14 protein-coding genes are annotated in these 18,415 nt (G+C 40.2%); 9 read left to right on the top strand and 5 right to left on the bottom strand.

The features are described 5' to 3' along the window. Nucleotides 1-63 precede the first annotated feature (63 nt). Nucleotides 64-774, top strand: coding sequence for a SapC family protein (locus tag AAEU29_RS03955; protein WP_421972161.1), 711 nt, complete (start codon nucleotides 64-66; stop codon nucleotides 772-774). A 62-nt stretch (nucleotides 775-836) separates the two neighbouring features. On the opposite strand, the gene AAEU29_RS03950 is transcribed toward AAEU29_RS03955, so the two are convergent. Further along, on the bottom strand, nucleotides 837-1,085 hold the full coding sequence (locus AAEU29_RS03950) for an HP1242/YdcH family protein (protein WP_421972160.1): 249 nt from the start codon (nucleotides 1,083-1,085) through the stop codon (nucleotides 837-839). A 12-nt stretch (nucleotides 1,086-1,097) separates the two neighbouring features. Then, on the bottom strand, nucleotides 1,098-1,412 hold the full coding sequence (locus AAEU29_RS03945) for a TraR/DksA family transcriptional regulator (RefSeq protein ID WP_421972159.1): 315 nt from the start codon (nucleotides 1,410-1,412) through the stop codon (nucleotides 1,098-1,100). Between the two features lie 154 nt (nucleotides 1,413-1,566). On the opposite strand from AAEU29_RS03945, the gene AAEU29_RS03940 reads away from it, so the two are divergent. The 4 genes from AAEU29_RS03940 to AAEU29_RS03925 all read left to right on the top strand — a co-directional run bounded on the left by AAEU29_RS03940 (nucleotide 1,567) and on the right by AAEU29_RS03925 (nucleotide 7,389). Continuing rightward, nucleotides 1,567-2,583: an isoaspartyl peptidase/L-asparaginase family protein gene (locus AAEU29_RS03940; protein WP_421972158.1), complete on the top strand. Its 1,017-nt coding sequence runs from the start codon at nucleotides 1,567-1,569 to the stop codon at nucleotides 2,581-2,583. 112 nt (nucleotides 2,584-2,695) lie between these two features. Beyond that, nucleotides 2,696-6,589: an ATP-dependent RNA helicase HrpA gene (gene hrpA / locus AAEU29_RS03935; RefSeq protein ID WP_421972157.1), complete on the top strand. Its 3,894-nt coding sequence runs from the start codon at nucleotides 2,696-2,698 to the stop codon at nucleotides 6,587-6,589. A gap of 92 nt (nucleotides 6,590-6,681) precedes the next feature. Beyond that, nucleotides 6,682-6,978, top strand: a complete 297-nt coding sequence (locus tag AAEU29_RS03930) for a PilZ domain-containing protein (protein ID WP_274762084.1) — start codon at nucleotides 6,682-6,684, stop codon at nucleotides 6,976-6,978. A gap of 138 nt (nucleotides 6,979-7,116) precedes the next feature. Continuing rightward, the gene (locus AAEU29_RS03925; RefSeq protein WP_421972156.1) at nucleotides 7,117-7,389 is read left to right on the top strand and encodes a hypothetical protein; all 273 of its coding nucleotides are present in this window, start codon (nucleotides 7,117-7,119) and stop codon (nucleotides 7,387-7,389) included. 202 nt (nucleotides 7,390-7,591) lie between these two features. On the opposite strand, the gene AAEU29_RS03920 is transcribed toward AAEU29_RS03925, so the two are convergent. Together AAEU29_RS03920 and AAEU29_RS03915 are read right to left on the bottom strand one after the other, a co-directional pair. Next, complete coding sequence (locus AAEU29_RS03920) at nucleotides 7,592-8,428, bottom strand: pirin family protein (protein ID WP_421972155.1); 837 nt, start codon at nucleotides 8,426-8,428, stop codon at nucleotides 7,592-7,594. A 514-nt stretch (nucleotides 8,429-8,942) separates the two neighbouring features. Beyond that, nucleotides 8,943-10,133 carry a class I SAM-dependent methyltransferase gene (locus AAEU29_RS03915; RefSeq protein WP_421972154.1) on the bottom strand — a complete coding sequence of 397 codons (1,191 nt, stop codon included), beginning with the start codon at nucleotides 10,131-10,133 and terminating at the stop codon, nucleotides 8,943-8,945. Nucleotides 10,134-10,230: 97 nt separating this feature from the next. Here AAEU29_RS03915 and AAEU29_RS03910 point away from each other — a divergent pair, with 97 nt between their 5' ends. The 4 genes from AAEU29_RS03910 to AAEU29_RS03895 all read left to right on the top strand — a co-directional run bounded on the left by AAEU29_RS03910 (nucleotide 10,231) and on the right by AAEU29_RS03895 (nucleotide 16,141). Further along, nucleotides 10,231-10,854 carry a dienelactone hydrolase family protein gene (locus AAEU29_RS03910; RefSeq protein ID WP_421972153.1) on the top strand — a complete coding sequence of 208 codons (624 nt, stop codon included), beginning with the start codon at nucleotides 10,231-10,233 and terminating at the stop codon, nucleotides 10,852-10,854. A gap of 35 nt (nucleotides 10,855-10,889) precedes the next feature. Then, a complete protein-coding gene (locus AAEU29_RS03905; RefSeq protein ID WP_038641204.1) occupies nucleotides 10,890-11,162 on the top strand; it encodes an acylphosphatase in 273 nt (90 codons plus the stop codon). 71 nt (nucleotides 11,163-11,233) lie between these two features. Then, entirely contained in the window at nucleotides 11,234-13,465 is a 2,232-nt protein-coding gene (locus tag AAEU29_RS03900) for a TonB-dependent receptor (protein ID WP_421972152.1), read from the top strand. 21 nt (nucleotides 13,466-13,486) lie between these two features. After that, complete coding sequence (locus AAEU29_RS03895) at nucleotides 13,487-16,141, top strand: ATP-binding protein (protein ID WP_421972151.1); 2,655 nt, start codon at nucleotides 13,487-13,489, stop codon at nucleotides 16,139-16,141. A 99-nt stretch (nucleotides 16,142-16,240) separates the two neighbouring features. Here the strand turns inward: AAEU29_RS03895 and metG are convergent, their stop codons facing one another. Continuing rightward, nucleotides 16,241-18,268, bottom strand: a complete 2,028-nt coding sequence (gene metG / locus AAEU29_RS03890) for a methionine--tRNA ligase (RefSeq protein WP_421972150.1) — start codon at nucleotides 18,266-18,268, stop codon at nucleotides 16,241-16,243. Nucleotides 18,269-18,415 lie beyond the last annotated feature (147 nt).

Below are 18,415 nucleotides of genomic sequence, written 5' to 3'. Positions count from 1 at the left end.
CAATTAAAACCGCTAGCCTAGCAGCACTATTATAAATAATTAGAATCCCATTGGAGCAGTAAGATGACGGACGTAGTAAAGCCTCTTCATAATGTTGAACACAAAGATGTTAAAATTAAAAACGGTTTCAACACAGACCTAGTTAAAGATCAACACTTAGTACCAGTTGTAGCGCACGAATTTGCACGTGTAGCTAATGAATACCCAATTGTGTTTGTTAAAAACAACGAAACAGGTGAATTCCAGCCAGTTGCAATGCTTGGTTTAGAGCCAAACGAAAACCTATTTGTTAAAGATGGCAAATGGCAGGGTGCTTACCTTCCACACGCACTTACGCGTTACCCGTTAGTACTTAGCAAAAACCCAGAAAACGAAGATCAACTATTTGTTGGTATCAATGAGTCAAGCGACCTTGTAAACAAAGAAGAAGGTAATGCACTTTTCGATGAGAAAGGTGAAGAGACAGATTACCTTAAGCGTCGTAAAGAAGGTTTAATTGCATTTGTTGAATTTTCTCAAGTAACAGCTGCGTTCACTAAATTCCTAGCAGATAAAGAGCTACTAATTGCACAAACATTAACGCTTGAAATCAAAGGCGAAAAGCGTGATATCAATGGTATCTATCTAATCGACGAGAAGAAGCTAAATGAAATGTCTGATGAAGAGTTCTTAGAGCTTCGTAAGCGTGGTTACTTACCACCAATCTACTCATTCTTAACGTCAATGCCTCAAGTTAATCGTCTTGCACGTCTTAAAGCAGAGCAAGATGCTTAATTTTAACGGTTAAACGTTAAATAAAAAAAAGCGCCAATTGGCGCTTTTTTTGTAGCTATTATTTAATTTTCTTTATGCGATTTAAGCATTGAATAAAGCTCATCTTTTAGGTGTAAACGACGTAGCTTTTGTTTTTCAAGGTACTCATCTGAAGTATTCTCAACACCTTCTTCAATGCGGATCACTTCATGGTCGAGCTCGTGATATTCTTTAAATAATTTTGAAAAGTGCGCATTAGTCATTTTTAATTCGCGAATTTCTTCATTAAATTCAGGGAATTCATGGTGCATGTCGTGTTTTTCGATAAACATGGTTGTTATTCCTTATTGGGCACAGTTAATACAAGTTTGTACATACGGTAATGCTTTTAAACGCTCGCTTGCTATCGCGCTATCACAGCGGCTACAAATGCCGTAGCTGTCATTTTCTAAGCGAGTGATGGCCGCATTGACCTGTTGAAGTTCTAAATTTGCTTCGTGACGAATACTATCGAGCACTTGGTCATTTTCACTTTCAGTGGCTTGTTCAGCAAAATCCTGCGAACGACCTTTTTTAAAATCTGAACTGATCGCATTGATGCGTTTACTCAGTTCGATTTGTTTTTCTTTAAGCTCAATTAAAATCGCGTTTTTGTTCATAACGCCTCCTGTTCTTTAATTCTTAATCTACGCCGCTGTGATGCAATTGCGTTGATCTAGAACAAAAAAACACTGTGTTTATGCGGTTCATCGAAAATGCTTGAAATTGACGCGTTTGCCTTGCAAATTAAACAGTAACAAAAGGAAAATAATAATGAATAAATCACTCGCAACGGCGCTATTTACAGCGCTTTTATCTACCAGTGCGTTTGCTGTAAGTGAGCAGCCATTTTCTATCGCCATTCATGGCGGCGCTGGCACCATAGATAAAAGTAAATTTACACCTGAAAAAGAAGCGGCATATCGCGCTAAACTGCAAGAAGCGGTAGAGGCTGGTTATAAAGTGCTTGAAAACGGTGGTGAGAGCTTAACAGCAGTGACCACAGCAATTAATATCTTAGAAAATTCGCCATTTTTTAATGCAGGTATTGGCGCTGTTTATACTTATGATGGCCACCACGAGCTTGATGCCTCAATTATGGATGGACGCGACCGTCAAGCAGGTGCGGTCGCAGGGGTAAAACATATTAAAAACCCAATTGATTTAGCGCGTATGGTGATGGAACAGTCAGTGCATGTGATGCTTAGCGGTGAAGGCGCTGAGCAGTTTGCTAAGAAAAACGGCATGGAGCTCGTTAATAACAGTATTTTTGATACTGAACACCGTTTTGAAGCGTTAGAGCGAGCCAAAAAGAAGCTTAACAAAACTGAAAACTACCAAGCTAATCATCGCGCTCTGCCTGAGCAATATAAAATGGGCACCGTCGGTGCTGTGGCTTTAGATAAACACGGAAACCTTGCCGCAGGTACATCTACTGGCGGCATGACAGCAAAACGCTTTGGTCGTATTGGTGATTCTCCAGTGATTGGTGCAGGTACGTTTGCTGATAATCGCTCATGTGCGGTGTCTGCTACTGGTCATGGTGAATATTTTATTCGCTACAGTGTGGCATCAGATATTTGTGCTCGTGTGCAATATCAAGGCAAAACCATTAAACAAGCGGGTGATGAAGTTATTCATGATGTACTTAAGCCGATAGGGGGTACAGGGGGTGTAATTATTGTCGATAACAAAGGCAATATCAGTCTGCCATTTAACACCAAAGGCATGTATCGCGCATCTAAAATGGCGGGTAAGCCAACCTATGTGGCAATTTTTAAAGACGAATAAAGCTAATTTTTTCGTTTAGTAAAATTAAAATAAGGGAAGCACATCGCTTCCCTTATTTTATGGTGATCAATTTGGTATTATTAGGCTTTTGAATTTCCGCTTTATTCTATCTATGGCTAATCCACAACAGCAACTGTATTCACTTCTAAAAAATTGCCTTAAAAAAGATCAGTTTCTCTTTAAACGTCGTCTTGATGGTGTCAAAAAAATAAGTGATGAAGCAAAACAGTTAAAAGTACTAACAACTATCACCCAAGATATTGAAAAAAGTATTGCAGCGCGTGAGTTACGCTTAAAGCAGCTACCGAAAGTAAGCTACCCAGAAAACCTGCCAGTCAGTCAGAAAAAAGACGATATCAAAAAAGCTATTAGTGAAAACCAAGTGGTGATTGTGGCGGGTGAAACCGGCTCAGGTAAAACCACGCAGTTGCCAAAAATTTGTATGGAATTAGGCCGTGGTGTTGCTGGTCTAATTGGCCATACCCAGCCACGTCGATTAGCGGCGCGAAGCGTTGCAGCCCGTGTTGCTGAAGAAATTGGTACCACCATTGGCGATAAAGTGGGTTTTAAAATTCGTTTTAGCGATCAAGTTTCACAATCAAGCTATTTAAAACTGATGACAGATGGTGTGTTACTTGCGGAAATTCAACAAGATCGATTTTTAAATCAATACGACACCATTATTATCGATGAAGCGCATGAGCGCAGTTTAAATATCGATTTTATTTTAGGTTATTTGAAAAACCTGTTACCGAAACGCCCCGATTTAAAACTGATTATTACCTCTGCGACCATCGACCCAGAGCGATTTTCAAAACATTTTAATAATGCGCCGATTATTGAAGTGTCGGGCCGTACTTACCCTGTGGAAGTGCGTTATCGTCCGTTAACTGAAATCAACAAAACCGAAATGGAAGCTGAGGGCGATCAGCTACAAGGGATTTTTGATGCAGTTGATGAACTAATGCAAGCAGGGCCGGGCGATATTCTTATTTTTATGAATGGTGAGCGTGAAATTCGCGATACTGCCGATGCACTCACAAAACGTGGCCTTACAAATACTGAGGTGTTGCCACTTTATGCGCGGCTTTCCAATGCTGAGCAAAACCGTATTTTTGCCTCGCACTCGGGCCGTCGTATTGTGTTATCAACCAACGTGGCTGAAACCTCGTTAACGGTACCGGGCATTCGCTATGTTATTGACCCAGGTACAGCGCGTATAAGCCGTTACAGCTATCGCACCAAAGTACAGCGCCTTCCAATAGAGGCTATTTCGCAGGCCAGTGCTAATCAGCGAAAAGGGCGATGTGGTCGTGTGGCTGAAGGTATTTGTATTCGTCTTTATTCAGAAGAAGACTTCTTAGGTCGTCCAGAATTTACCGATCCTGAAATTTTAAGAACAAACCTTGCTTCAGTCATTCTACAAATGTTAGCCCTTGGTTTAGGTGATATTAGTGAATTCCCATTTGTACAGGCGCCAGATAACCGAAATATTACCGATGGCCTACGTTTACTTGAAGAAATTCAAGCAATTACACCGGTTACTCGGAAAAAGGATTATAAGCTAACAAAAGCGGGTAAAGAGCTTAGCCGTTTACCTGTTGATCCACGTCTTGCCAAAATAGTCCATGCTGCCAACGGCTTTGATGCTATGTTTGAAGCTATTGTGATTGTGGCAGCGTTATCGATTCAAGACCCGCGAGAGTTTCCTCAAGATAAAAAAGCCAAAGCACAAGAAAGCCATGGCCGTTTTGCTGATAAAGACTCTGACTTTATTGCCTATTTAAATTTATGGCGCTATTTAGAAGAGCAACAACAAGCGTTATCGCGCAGCCAGTTCAGAAAGCTCTGTCAAAGCGAGTTTTTGGCTTATATGCGTGTGCGTGAATGGCAAGATATTGTTTACCAGTTGGTGTCTACCTGTGAAGAAATGGGTTTTAAGATTAATCAAAATCCCAGTGATTATGAAGCAATTCATAAATCAATTTTGGCAGGTATGCTCAGTCACATTGGTATGAAAGACGATAACCAAATGTATACCGGGGCCCGTCAAAGCAAGTTTTTTGTATTCCCAGGATCTGGCCTTTTCAAAAAATCACCGAAATGGCTTGTGGCGGCTGAACTGGTTGAAACCAGTAAACTGTTTGCCCGTATTAATGCGAAAATTGATTTAGCTTGGGTTGAACCGCTGGCACAGCATTTAGTGAATCGCAGTTACAGTGAACCGCACTGGCAAAAGAAAACGGGTGCGGTTATGGCATTTGAGCAACAAACTTTGTATGGCCTAACCATCGTTTCGCGTAAAAGCGTGCAATTTAACAAAATTGACGCCAAATTAAGCCGCGAAATTTTTATTCGTAGTGCATTGGTTGAACAGCAACTTGGCCAGAGTGAAAGCTTTTTAAACTTCAATCAAAAACTAATTGATGAAGTACAAGATCTTGAACACAAAGCACGTCGTCGCGACATTTTGGTAGATGAAGAAACCTTGATGGATTTTTACCACCAACGCTTGCCAGACAATATCACCAGCCGTGTCGAGTTTAATACTTGGTGGAAGAAACAGAAAAAAGCGGAACCTAAATTCTTACATATGGATAAAGCGGCATTAATGCAACATGATGCTGCGCATATCAGTAAAGAAAACTACCCAGACGTTTGGCAGCAGAACAACCTGTTTTTACCACTTGAGTATCATTTTGAACCAGGACAGGCACTTGATGGTGTGGTCGTGCAAATTCCATTGGCCTTGCTAAACCAAGTTGAAAATACGGGATTTGATTGGCATATACCGGCTTTTCGTCATGAGTTAATTACTGCGCTGATTAAATCATTGCCAAAAACCACACGCCGTAACTTTGTGCCAGCACCGAATTATGCTGATGCTGTAATGGCTTCGCTTGAGCCAATGCAGGGCAGTTTTATTGAGGCTATTAGTAAACACCTATTGCGCATGTCGGGTGTGACAATTAAAAGCCAAGAATGGGATTTCGGCGCATTGCCGGCTTATTTGAAACTGCAATTTGCGGTGAAAGATGAAAACAATAAGTTACTTGCCAGCGGCTTTGACTTAGATGAACTTAAAGAAAAACTTAAAGGTAAAGTCAACGATAACCTTGCCAAAGTGGCAGAGAAAGGCATTGAGCAAAGTGATTTAATTGAATGGTCTTTTGGCGAGCTGCCTTCGTCGTACGTTCAAAAGCAAGGTCAATACGAAGTCAAAGCCTATCCAGCACTTGTTGATGATGGTAAAGCAACCAGCATTAAGTTGTTTGATGCCAAAGAAAAAGCGGATGAGGCACATTTGAAAGGCCTGCGTCGTTTAGTGCTATTGAATATTCCATCGCCAATTAAATATTTACAGCAAAAGCTGCCAAACAAAGCCAAGCTAGGCCTTTATTTTAATCCGTTTGGTAAAATTAATGAGCTTATTGATGATTGTATTGCGGCTGCGGTTGACAGCATTTTAGCGTCGAATAGTAATATTCGTGATGAACAGTCATTTAATAATGTCAAAGAAACCATTCGTGGCGAACTCGGCGATGCCGTTGTTGCCATTGCCCTAGATGTTGAAGCGGCACTGAGTTTGGTCAGTAGCCTTAACAAGAAACTGAAAGGCAAATCGGATTTCACCATGATCATGGCGCAAGGTGATATTAAAGAGCAGCTTTCAAAACTGATATTTAAAGGCTTTGTAACAAGCCATGGTGCGGCGCGCATTAAAGATGTGATTCGCTATCTAAAAGGCGTAGAGCGCCGATTAGAAAAACTGCCTATCGATCCACATCAAGATAAATTAAAAATGCTGGATGTTGAAAAGGCTGAGCACATTTTAAAAGAGGCCATTGGCAAGGCGCGCTCTAATACAGAAAAGCAAAAACTTGAAGAAGTCAGGTGGATGATAGAAGAGTTACGCATTTCTTTATTTGCCCAGAATTTAGGAACAGCGTATCCTATCTCGTTGAAGCGTATACAAAACGCGATTAAAGAGTGCGGTTCTGAATAAAAAACAGAAAGAAATGTAAATTTTTTGTTATTGGAAAACGCATTTTGCTGTGGTAATAATAGTCCTGCGACAGGAAGTTTAGGGGAAATCTAATGTTGTATGAAGATAAACGTAATTTTTTTCGCATGCTGGTAAATGCAGAAGCGCAGCTCGTCATTTTAGACTCTGAAGCCGGAAGAAAAATTGATGGAGTATGCCGCGATTTAAGTGCCAGTGGTATGTCGATTGAAATTGACGAACCTTTAGAAGTAGCAACAGAGGTAAAAGTGCGAATTGATGCCAGTAACAACAGTGTGCCATCACTTGACGCGTTAGCGAGAGTTGTGAGGTGCAGTGAAGTAGAAGAAAAAGAATTCTTACTGGGATTAGAAGTGTTAGAAATAAACTAAAAAAGGAGCATTAAGCTCCTTTTTTAATGTTCAAAGTACGCATTGCTGAGTCAATTTATTGATTGTCTCTCGCTTTGAATTTAACTACTTTAACTGATACTGTTGAAGATGTTGTGAGTTCAAGCAAAGGATTTAAATATGCGATCATGGATAATCATTTTATTTGGTTTAGTGACATCTGGGTATTGTACGGATGTGTATTCCGATTCAACGATGCAAGCAATTGTTTGCCCACTTATTTTTACACTGCTAATTATTACTTCAATTATAAAAGCAGCAATTAACCCGAGTTTTGCTAGTGACCGCAGTAGTGCAGACAGCAGCGGATTTTTGGGTGGTGGTGGCTTTATGAGTGGCAGTGGTAGCTCAAGCGGGGGAAGTGATTGTTCAGGCGGAGGCGGGGATTGTTAATTCCGAACAATATAAAACTAGCTGTAAGATCCATAAATAGGATCTGACTGACATTAGGCTAAAGCATATTACAAATAAAGCCTTTGCATGTTAACCTTTCAGGCTCGCAAAAGCTCAACAAAATTACTCGTTCACAAGTTTTTGATTCGTAAGCAATCCCGAGCAGTTAGGCTCTGGTTTTACTTCATATAAAGAGCGGAACTCAGAGCTCCTTTTCGACTAGGCGTCCGTCAATATATTTAGCAAAGCGTCCTTTGGCGTGTTCGTGGGTCGGTTCAATCGAATCCCAAGGCCAGCCACCAAACTGAGTTTGTCTAAAGTCTTCAAAGGCTTGGTGTATTTCTGCTTCCGAATTCATCACAAACGGACCGTATCGTACGATGGGCTCGTTGATAGGGCGTCCCTGCAACATTAACAATTGTGCTGGCTCTTCATCAGCAGTGATTGTTACTGCATGGTCTGAGTGTAATTTTGCACCGTAATTCAATGACAAAGCCTGTTTGTCTATGTTCACCGATTGACCTTCAAACAAATACAGCACTCGATTTAAACCTTTTGAGGCTGCGGGTATTGTTATTGAGCCACCTTGCGGGATTTTGATTTGCCATACCGCTACTTCGTTTGATGACACCGCAGCCCAAGAATTTGCTGGTGGAGATGGCGGTTTATGACCCTCAAATTCGCCAGCAATAATCTTAATCGTCGAGGTTTTATTACCATCACTCACATTTACAACAGGTATTTCTTCTCGCCATAGCATTTTGAAGTCAGGTGAACTCATTTTATTAACAGCGGGGAGGTTAAGCCATATTTGAAATAACTCTAACGGGTTTGGTGAATCGGTATTAACCAGCGGAAACATCTCTGAATGCTGCACGCCTTTTCCGGCCGTCATCCACTGGGTATCACCACCACCGTAACGTCCAGCAGCGCTAAGTGAATCCGCATGATCGACCAGCCCTTCATTAACCACTGTTATGGTTTCAAACCCTCGGTGCGGGTGGCCGGGGAACCCAGGCACTTTTGTTCCATGGTACATATTCCAACCGTCTTTCCACGCGAAATCCTGGCCTATATTTCTGCCTTCTAGTGACGCTTTTGGCCCAAAGTTGCCATTACCTTTGGGGAATTTATCATTGTGGTAGACACAAAAAAGGAAAGGGTCGAATGTCTGCCAGGGAAAACCGAGTTTGAAGGTTTGTTGGATTGCGCTCATTAATGACTCCGGAGGGATTTAAATAACCATAACATACGCGATTTCCCGTATTTCGATCAAATTTGGAGAGCACTATTTCGAATGCTAGGACGTTGCCATTCTGTAGTATGTTGCTAAGGTAAAGTGTAATTGTGTTGGCTTAAGATAACGCGCAAAGTATTTATAAGGTAAGTATGCATAAGCTACTTGTGGCTATCAATAGAGTTGTATTTGCGGATTTTTTGTTGCAGTTATCATATTAAAGCGAACAAACGCCCGCTTTAATATTTAGAAGTGAGAGTTGGGCGAGGCCAACTCTGTAGTTGAAAATGCCTTGTAGAACGGTTATTGAATAAACCTAAAGCACTTTACAAATAAGGCCTTTTAAGTAAAACCCTTCAGGGTACTCACCTGCAATCGGATGATCTGGTGCTTGGTTTAAGCGCTCCATGATACGAAGTTCACGTCCAGCATCAAGTGCGGCATCTGCTACCACTTTTTGAAATAGGTTTTGTTCCATTAAGCCAGAGCATGAGAATGTAAGTAACGTGCCACCCGGTTTTAGAATTTGCATCGCAATCATATTAATGTCTTTATAACCACGACAGGCACCCGTTAGCTGTGCTTTGCTTTCGGCAAACTTTGGTGGATCCATTACGATGGTATCAAATTGCACGCCTTTCTCACGGTATTCACGAAGCAATTTAAATACGTCTTGTTTGATAAAATCCACTTTAGATAAATCTAAATTGTTATGTTCAACATTTCGTTTTGCAATGGCTAATGCGCTTTCAGATACATCCACATTAGTCACTTTTTCACAGCCTGCTTTTAGTGCATATAAACTAAATGTACCTGTGTAGCTGAAACAGTTAAGTACCGTTTTATCTTTTGAAAAGCGGCTTAAAGCATTGCGACTGTCACGCTGATCTAAATAAAAGCCAGTTTTGTGGCCGCCTAAAATATCAACTTCTAATGCCAGGCCATTTTCCAGAATTTTTACAGGCTTTGTTGGCGCGTTTCCGTGTAATACGCCTGTAATTGGTTCAAGGCCTTCTTTTTTACGTACATCCACATCTGAGCGTTCATAAACATTACAACCTGGAAACAGCTTAATAAGTGCTTGTACAATATCCCCTTTATGGCGCTCTGCACCTGCACTTAATAATTGACACACTAAATAGTTATCAAATTTATCGATGGTAATGCCCGGTAAACCATCCGATTCAGCTGCACACAGACGAAATCCGGTTAAGCCTCCTTCTTCAATGACGTAATCACGAAGACTCAGGGCTTGTTTTAGTCGATGATAGAAAAAGTCAGTATCGATCATCGTGTTTTCATCAAATGACCAAACACGTGCGCGAATTTGTGATTGCGGGCTATAAGCCGCGATTGCTAAGAATTTACCATCAGCATCATAAACACTTACGGTATCACCTAAGCCTGGGTTGCCTTTGACTTTTTTAATGGCTTTAGAAAAAATCCATGGGTGTTTGCGCTTTAGCGACTTTTCACGCCCTGGTTGAAGATAAATAACCCCAGACATAGTGGCTCCAATTGTTGCAGCTAAAAAAGGTCGTTATTTTAGTTAACCTCGTAGGTGCTTACAAGTAGAATACGCTTTTGAGCAAGGGCTTATTGCAATGAACATACTTATAGCGAGTGATATTTTTGGTGAAACCGCATCGCATTTGGAACTTTGTGAACGCTTAAGTAAATACCATTTAGTCACTTCTATCTCTCCTTACGTACAAACCCCGCCGCGATTTAACAGTGAATCGGATGCATATCACACTTTTTTAAAGATGGGTGGTATGGAAAATTATACTGCCCGCATTAACACTGTAGAAGGCGCCAATGAGACAGAAGTTGTACTGGGTTTCAGTGCCGGTGGCGCAGCTATTTGGGCAAGTCAAAATACTTTTCCGGCGTTAGTTCAAGGGATTGCGTTTTACCCAGGGCAAATACGTCATTATTTAGAGACTAACGTCATTTGCCCATGGCAAATAGTGTTTGCAAAATTTGAGCGCCACTTTAATCAAGAAGATGTACTTAACACGCTTGCCAAAAATAAAAACTTGTCACTGTACCGTGCACCTTTTGAGCATGGCTTTATTAATCCTCAGTCTGAAAATTTTAATGAAACTGGCCGCAAAAATGCACTTAACTTTTTTTCAAATTTAAAAGCAACTGATCAAACAGCCAAATTAGAGGCTGAATTTGCAAAATATTATGAAAAATTTGGCAATCCCATAGTCACCGACTAAGTTTGATTAAACAATCGATTTAAATTGGTGTTGTTATGTCTGAGCGAACTTTAAAAGCCATTGTTGCTGGCAGAGTACAGGGTGTTTTTTATCGTGCATCGGTTAAACAGGTGGCTGAACAATTAGGCATTTGTGGTTATGCAAAAAACCTTGCCAATGGTGAGGTTGAAGTTGAAGCAACTGGCCAAGATTTAAAATTGATTAAGTTTACTGAGTTTCTAGAACAAGGTCCCAGCCAAGCTGACGTTGAAAAAGTATCTTGGGATTATATTCAAACCAAACAGTTTGATGGGTTTGAGGTACAATAGTTAAAAAATTAGTACCTTTGCAATTCATTGATTATACTTAGATTTATAACTAACAAAAAGATTGCTTTCGTATGAAATTACGCTCACTTTATGTTGCCTGTGCTCTCGCTTGCGCCCCTTCTTTTGCGCAAATATCAAAACAAGATATGGAAGTCATAGAAGTCTATGCCACCAAACGTGCACAACCGATTAAACAAGTAACGGTTACGCTTTCGGCTATTGATGGCGAACAAGTCGATAAAGAGCAATTAAAGGATGTTACTGCGATAGGCCATCTCATTCCTAATGTTAAAATTTCACAAAATGCCGCTGAAGGCACAACACCCGCAATTAATATTCGTGGTGTTGGTTTAATAGATTACAACACGTCTAATACTTCACCCATCGCCATTTACCAAGATGATGTCACTGTTGGAGCTGCAAATAACCAACTAGTGAATTTATTTGATTTAGAAAGTATTGAAGTACTTCGTGGTCCACAAGGCACGTTATTTGGACGCAATAGCACAGGCGGTGCGATTTTAATTCGTAATAAACTCCCTGAGCTCAACACTCTAGATGGTTACATTAAAGTTGGCCGTGGCAATTTAGATTTTGGTTTACTGGAAGGTGTTGCCAATCTCCCGCTTTCTGACAATTTAGCTACGCGAATTGCTGTGAGCAGTAAAGAATATGATTACTCTACCAACAATTTACTACCTGGTTCAAAACAAGCTGGTATGGTGCAAACTGATTATCGCGTTGCCTTATTAGGGCAGTGGGATAAGTTAGATATGCTCTTTAAAATCAATGGCAACGATTGGAATGGCACGGTAAATCCCGTTGGCTCTATCGGTATTTTTAAAGATCCTACTAATGGTGTGCTGTGTAGCGTGGGTGAGTTAGGCTCAAATGATTGCTTTGATGCTTTTGGCTTTAATGATGGCAGTGAGCGCTTTTTTGATGTCATGGTAAACAACGAACAAGAACATGATACTGAAAATGTTGGGGCTTCATTAAAACTGAATTACCAATTTAATGACAAACTTGAACTTACCAGTATTACTGCTTATAACTCGCTTAATCGTGACCATGGTTTTAATTGCGATGGTAGTCCAGCACAGTTGTGTGAAGGGCACTTAGGCACCAAAGATGATGCGTTTAGCCAAGAGTTACGTTTATCAAGTGCCTTTGACATGGGCCATTTAATGGCGGGTATTTATTACCTTCATGAAGATATTAAACAAGCTAATTTTAATGATATTTTACGTGATTTCAGAGGAATATTAGATCCAACACTAACCACGACCTTTTATTACGACAATAACATTAACATTGAATCGACAGCATTGTTTGCGCAGTTTGACTGGAAAGTAAGTAATCAATTTACGGTTGTGCTAGGTGCGCGTTATACCGATGAAACAACGCGTTACGAATCTCAAAGTGATTTAAATATTGTCTTAGACCCGAGTGATTTAAATGGTCAGACAATTGATTATTATACTGTTTCAGGCAGTGAAAGCGATGATCAGGTATCAGGAAAAATTGCACTTAATTATCAAACTTTAAGTGGAATGCAAGTGTATTACTCGCTTTCAAATGGGTATAAAAGTGGAGGCTATTATGGTGGTTTTATTGCAACCCCAGAACAAGCCGCACTTGCTGCTTACGGCCCTGAATATTTACTTGCTAATGAGCTTGGCCTTCGCACAGAACTGTTTGATAACACTTGGGAAATCTCAGCTGCAGCCTTTCATTATGATTATCAAGATCAGCAAGTTTTTATGAATCAGGCGAGTGCTATTCCAACTGCTCCGCCATTACAATTACTTGAAAATGTTGCATCTTCGACGATTTATGGTGCTGAAATTGAAAATACTTGGTATTTGGGCAGTAATTTAGATGTGTCGTTTAATATTGGTTATTTACCCCATGCTGAATTTGATGAATATACCGATCCCCTTGGTAATAAGTTAACCGACCACCGTTTACCTTTTACATCAGAATGGAATATTGCAACTAATGTAAATTATTCAATGAATATTAGTAGTGGTGAGTTGGCATTTTCAATAGGTAATGATTACCAATCTGAATATTACTTTGACCAAAATATGAACGAATCAGCAATGCAAGACGATGTTTTGCTATGGCACGCAAATATTTCATATAGCATTGCTAGTTGGCATGTTAACCTGTGGGGCAAGAACTTAACAGATGAGCACTACAGTCATTTAAAATTCGACTTAAGTTCATTTTTAGGCATGTTAGAAGATTTTAAAGCGCAAGGGCGTCAATATGGTATAAATCTTCGATATCAATTTTAAGCCTTGCTCGGAATGTGGTAGATGAGAAAAACACTTGTTACTATTTTTGCATTAATCTGTGTTTTATTGTTCAGCAAACAAGTGCTGGCATCTATCACATTGACTGAAAATGAGCTTTCAACCAATTTACTCGCCAAGTCAATTCAAATAGGTTCAGAACAGCCCCTTAGTTTCCCGCTTAATTATGCTGAAGCAACGACATGGCAACACAAAAAACACGAAACAAAACGGCCAAATATTTTCGGTGATGAGGTGTGGTACGCTTTATCATTTAAAAATGAATTACCTTCAGGTGACTACGTGTTTGCGCCAGCCAATTTTATGGCTGATAACATTGAGTTGCGTGTATATGACAAGCGTAATACTCAAGTTTCCGTTTCTGGGGCAGATCATCCACTAAATACGCCTTTTCATTTTGCCAATAAAGTGCAATTAGCCAAAGGCGAGCACTACATGGTTATTGTGCGTATTAGCAGTGATTATTTTTATACTGCGCCAAAAATCACCCTTTATGAAGATGCTGAATTCGCGCAATCATCGACGGTTAATTCGACCATCATGTTGCTTTGTTTCGGCATTGGTATTGCGCTTGGATTATATAATTTACTTATTTACTTCGTATCACGTGAAAAAATGCATCTACATTATGCGCTGTTTACCGCATCTTGGGTGTTTGCATGGAGCCATTTCTTTTTAATTCCACAACAGCTATTTGGTATTAACAGTGCGCAAGTACACTGGCTAGGGTTTATTTTACTACCACTCACCAACGCGCTCTTTTTCATTCCATTTTTAAGATTAGATGAGCGCTTCCCACAACTTGCTAAAGCAGCCATTGGCATAGGTATTGTGGCATTAGTTGGTGTACCTATTAGCTTTTTTATGCCGGGTTTTGGCTTTATTTGGGCAACGATTGTTACCGGCATTATGATGGTGATTGGAATGGCGGCTGGCCTTTTAAGCTGGCAACATGGTTTTAAACCTGCCCGATACTTTATTTTGGCTTATATTGCGATGTTGCTGCCAAATATGGTGGGCAATTTAAATAACCTTGGTTTACTGCCAGATTTTAATGCTAATTTTTATTTGTATGGCTTAATAGGCACAACCCTCGATGCATTATTATTAGCGTTTGCCGTTGCAGATAAGCTTCGCTTAATTAACAAACAAAATTTCGATTTAAGCCAAAACCTAGAGTTAAAAGTAAAAGAACGTACCACTGCACTTGAAGTGCTAACCGAAGAGCTAAAAGACGCAAACCTTGCTAAGTCGCGCTTTTTAGCAAATATGAGTCATGAAATTCGCACACCCATGACGTCGATTTTAGGCTACATTGATACATTAAACAGCGACGATACGCTAACGCCTGACGAGCAGCGCCATGGCCTAAGAGTAATTCAAAAAAACAGTAAACACTTATTGAGCTTGATTAACGATATATTAGATGTATCCAAAATCGAGGCCAACAAGCTGACAATTGAACAAGTGCCTACCAATATCTTCCAGTTAATGTCTGAGGTGGGATCTATTCTTGGCCGTCAAGTACGTGATAAAGGGCTCGAATTTAATATTGATTATCATTTTCCACTGCCGAATAAAATTATGTCGGATCCTGTGCGTTTACGCCAAATCTTACTGAACCTCACCAGTAACTCAGTTAAATTTACGCAAAAAGGCAGTGTGAGCATTAAAGTTGAAATGGAAGATGACGATCTAAAAGTGACGATTGTGGATACCGGTATTGGTATGGATAAAGGATCACTTGAAAAGTTATTTAGTCCGTTTCATCAAGGGGATCTGTCTACTACCAGACAATATGGCGGTACTGGATTAGGCCTTCATATTTCAAAGAACCTTGTTGAGCGCTTAGGTGGCACTATGTCGGTATCTAGTAAGGAAGGCAAAGGCTCTAAATTTAGTTTTACCTTGCCATGTTATACGACTACGGAAACGCAGTGGCTCGATTCATATCAAATAACTAAAGAAAGCGAACAAAGCACAAAACGTAATGCGGCAATTAAAAAACTTGAAGGTAAAATTTTGCTTGCAGAAGATCACCCAGACAACCGAGTGCTGATAAAACGCATGCTTGAAAACTTAGGTTTTAGCATTGTCAGTGCGAATAACGGCAAAGAGGCGGTTGAAGCCACGCTTAATGATGAATTTGACATTATCCTGCTTGATATTCAAATGCCAGTGATGGATGGCTTAGAAGCCCATGATTTAATGCGTTCTACCGGTGTGTCGTGCCCAATTTTAGCGCTTACTGCTAATGCAATGACTGATGAGATCAAACATTATTTATCTGTCGGTTTTGACGATCATATTGCAAAACCAATCGATAAAAACGAATTTTATGAGAAATTGAGCAAGTATATTGATGTGCCAATTGAGGTGGCTGCAATTCCTGAGCAAGACTTACAAATTATGCGGCTGCAATTTATCAATAACTTAACTGAGCAAAAAGCCCTTGCTGAACATTTATTTTGTTTGGGAGACAATCCAGAACTTGCCAAACTTTGCCATGCAATTTATGGCGCTGCGGGCATGTTTGGTTTTGCTGAGCTTGGCAATATGGCCAAATCTTTAGAGCAGGCTTTGAAGAATGATTCACAAAAAGAAATTAGTACCGCATATCAGTCTTTTATGCGTTCAATCAAACAGATCCACGCGTAATCACCAATTGCTTATGTAAGATGCTATTGAGTTTATTCTCGCTAAGCCTTAAAACAAAAAAACCGCTAAATAGCGGTTTTTTTTGCTTGTGCTTGGTAATTACATTACACGCATACCTGGCTCTGAGCCGTCATCTGGGTTTAAGATATAAATCTCTTTTCCACCAGGGCCTGCTGCAAGTACCATACCTTCTGACATGCCAAAGCGCATCTTACGCGGTTTAAGGTTTGCAACCATCACTGTTAGTTTGCCTTCGATATCTTCAGGTTGATATGCTGATTTGATACCTGCAAATACTTGGCGTGTTTCGCCGCCTAAATCAAGCGTTAGTTTAAGCAGCTTTTCTGCGCCTTCAACGTGTTCAGCTTTGGCAATTTTTGCCACACGCAAATCTACTTTTGCAAAATCATTAAACTCAATTTCATCTGCGATTGGCTCTTTCGCAAGTGGGCTATTAGGATCAATCAGAGGTTTTGCTGGCGCTAAACTTTCTTTAGATTCTTCAACCATAGCATTTACCTTATCCATTTCAACTCGCTGCATTAATGCTTTGAACTTGCTGATTTCATGACTAGTTAGCGCAGTATTGATACTTTGCCACGTTAATTCGGTATTTAAGAAGGTTTCAACTTGCTCGGCCATTGCAGGTAACACAGGCTTTAAATAAGTCATTAATAACTTAAATAAGTTGATACCCATAGAGCAAACCAAGTGCGCATCACGCTGTGTTGCTTCATCTTTAATTAACACCCAAGGTGCTTTGGCATCAATGTATTGATTTGCTTTATCTGCAAGTGCCATGATTTCACGAATCGCACGGCTATATTCGCGGTTTTCAAATGACGCTGCTACTGACTCTTGTGCATTTACAAATTCAGCAAGTAGCTCAGGCTCTGCAATTTCATCACTTAGCTTACCGTCAAACTTCTTAGCGATAAAACCCGCACAACGGCTTGCGATATTAACAACTTTACCTACAAGGTCAGAGTTTACTCGCTGGGCAAAATCATCCAGATTTAAGTCTAAATCGGTAATGCCTGAATTAAGTTTAGCTGCAAAGTAGTAACGTAAATATTCTGGATTTTCAATGTGATCTAAGTAAGTACGGGCTTTAATAAAGGTCCCTTTCGACTTAGACATTTTTGCGCCATTTACGGTTACAAAACCGTGGGCAAATACGTTATTTGGTTTTCTAAAGCCAGCACCTTCAAGCATCGCAGGCCAAAACAGGCTGTGGAAATAGACAATGTCTTTACCTATAAAGTGGTAAAGCTCAGCTTCTGAATCCGTTGACCAAAATGCGTCAAAATCAAGGCCGGTTTTATCACATAAGTTTTTAAAGCTTGCCATGTAGCCAATAGGTGCATCTAACCATACATAAAAGTATTTGCCTGGGGCACCTGGAATTTCAAAACCAAAATAAGGTGCATCGCGGCTGATATCCCACTGCTGTAGACCATCTTCAAACCATTCATTTAGTTTGTTTGCCATTTCACCTTGGATTGCGCCAGATGTTAGCCATGCTTTTAGCATGTCTTCAAACGCTGGTAAGTCGAAGAAGTAGTGCTCTGAATCTTTAAGTACAGGCGTTGAACCTGACATTACTGATTTTGGTGATTCTAATTCAGTAGGGCTATAGGTTGCGCCACACACATCACAGCTGTCGCCATTTTGATCTTCTGCTTTACAGCGCGGGCAAGTACCCGTTACAAAGCGGTCTGGTAAGAAAATGCCTTTTTCTTCATCAAATAATTGCGAAATAGTGCGTTTTTTGATGTAGCCACCGTCATTTAAACGATTATAAATAAGCTCAGAAAACGCTTTGTTTTCTTCTGAATGCGTACTGTGATAGTTATCAAACTTAATATGAAAATCGGCAAAATCGCGTTGGCGCTCAACACTCACATTGGCAACCATTTCTTCTGGAGTGATACCTTGTTTTTGTGCGTTAAGCATGATCGGCGTACCGTGCGCATCATCGGCACATACATAATACGCTTCATGACCACGTAACTTCTGGAAACGAGACCAGATATCAGTTTGAATATATTCAAGTAAATGGCCTAAGTGCGTTGGGCCATTTGCATAAGGTAATGCACTTGTAATTAAGATTTTTCTTTGCGACATATCGTTTACCGTAAACTAGTGTGGTGACAACACCAAAAATTTACCCATTAGGTAACCCTTAACCTGTTACATAGAAATTCATGTAGTAACAAGCTAAGTATATAACTGGAGTTAAGGTCAGGAATATTACATAATTCCAGCGCGTAT

The sequence above is a fragment of the Pseudoalteromonas aquimarina genome (assembly GCF_049257255.1).
In the GTDB taxonomy this organism is placed as follows: Bacteria; Pseudomonadota; Gammaproteobacteria; order Enterobacterales; family Alteromonadaceae; genus Pseudoalteromonas.
The sequence above is the reverse complement of the archived record's forward strand: the minus strand, read 5'-3'. Positions and strand labels throughout refer to the sequence as shown.

Coding starts and splice junctions, on each gene's coding strand:
- AAEU29_RS03895 (WP_421972151.1), top strand. CDS start 13,487: ATGAGAAAAACACTTGTTACTATTTTTGCATTAATCTGTGTTTTATTG.
- AAEU29_RS03930 (WP_274762084.1), top strand. CDS start 6,682: ATGTTGTATGAAGATAAACGTAATTTTTTTCGCATGCTGGTAAATGCA.
- AAEU29_RS03945 (WP_421972159.1), bottom strand. CDS start 1,412: ATGAACAAAAACGCGATTTTAATTGAGCTTAAAGAAAAACAAATCGAA.
- AAEU29_RS03915 (WP_421972154.1), bottom strand. CDS start 10,133: ATGTCTGGGGTTATTTATCTTCAACCAGGGCGTGAAAAGTCGCTAAAG.
- AAEU29_RS03900 (WP_421972152.1), top strand. CDS start 11,234: ATGAAATTACGCTCACTTTATGTTGCCTGTGCTCTCGCTTGCGCCCCT.
- AAEU29_RS03920 (WP_421972155.1), bottom strand. CDS start 8,428: ATGTACCATGGAACAAAAGTGCCTGGGTTCCCCGGCCACCCGCACCGA.
- AAEU29_RS03925 (WP_421972156.1), top strand. CDS start 7,117: ATGCGATCATGGATAATCATTTTATTTGGTTTAGTGACATCTGGGTAT.
- AAEU29_RS03910 (WP_421972153.1), top strand. CDS start 10,231: ATGAACATACTTATAGCGAGTGATATTTTTGGTGAAACCGCATCGCAT.
- metG (WP_421972150.1), bottom strand. CDS start 18,268: ATGTCGCAAAGAAAAATCTTAATTACAAGTGCATTACCTTATGCAAAT.
- AAEU29_RS03905 (WP_038641204.1), top strand. CDS start 10,890: ATGTCTGAGCGAACTTTAAAAGCCATTGTTGCTGGCAGAGTACAGGGT.
- AAEU29_RS03950 (WP_421972160.1), bottom strand. CDS start 1,085: ATGTTTATCGAAAAACACGACATGCACCATGAATTCCCTGAATTTAAT.
- AAEU29_RS03955 (WP_421972161.1), top strand. CDS start 64: ATGACGGACGTAGTAAAGCCTCTTCATAATGTTGAACACAAAGATGTT.
- hrpA (WP_421972157.1), top strand. CDS start 2,696: ATGGCTAATCCACAACAGCAACTGTATTCACTTCTAAAAAATTGCCTT.
- AAEU29_RS03940 (WP_421972158.1), top strand. CDS start 1,567: ATGAATAAATCACTCGCAACGGCGCTATTTACAGCGCTTTTATCTACC.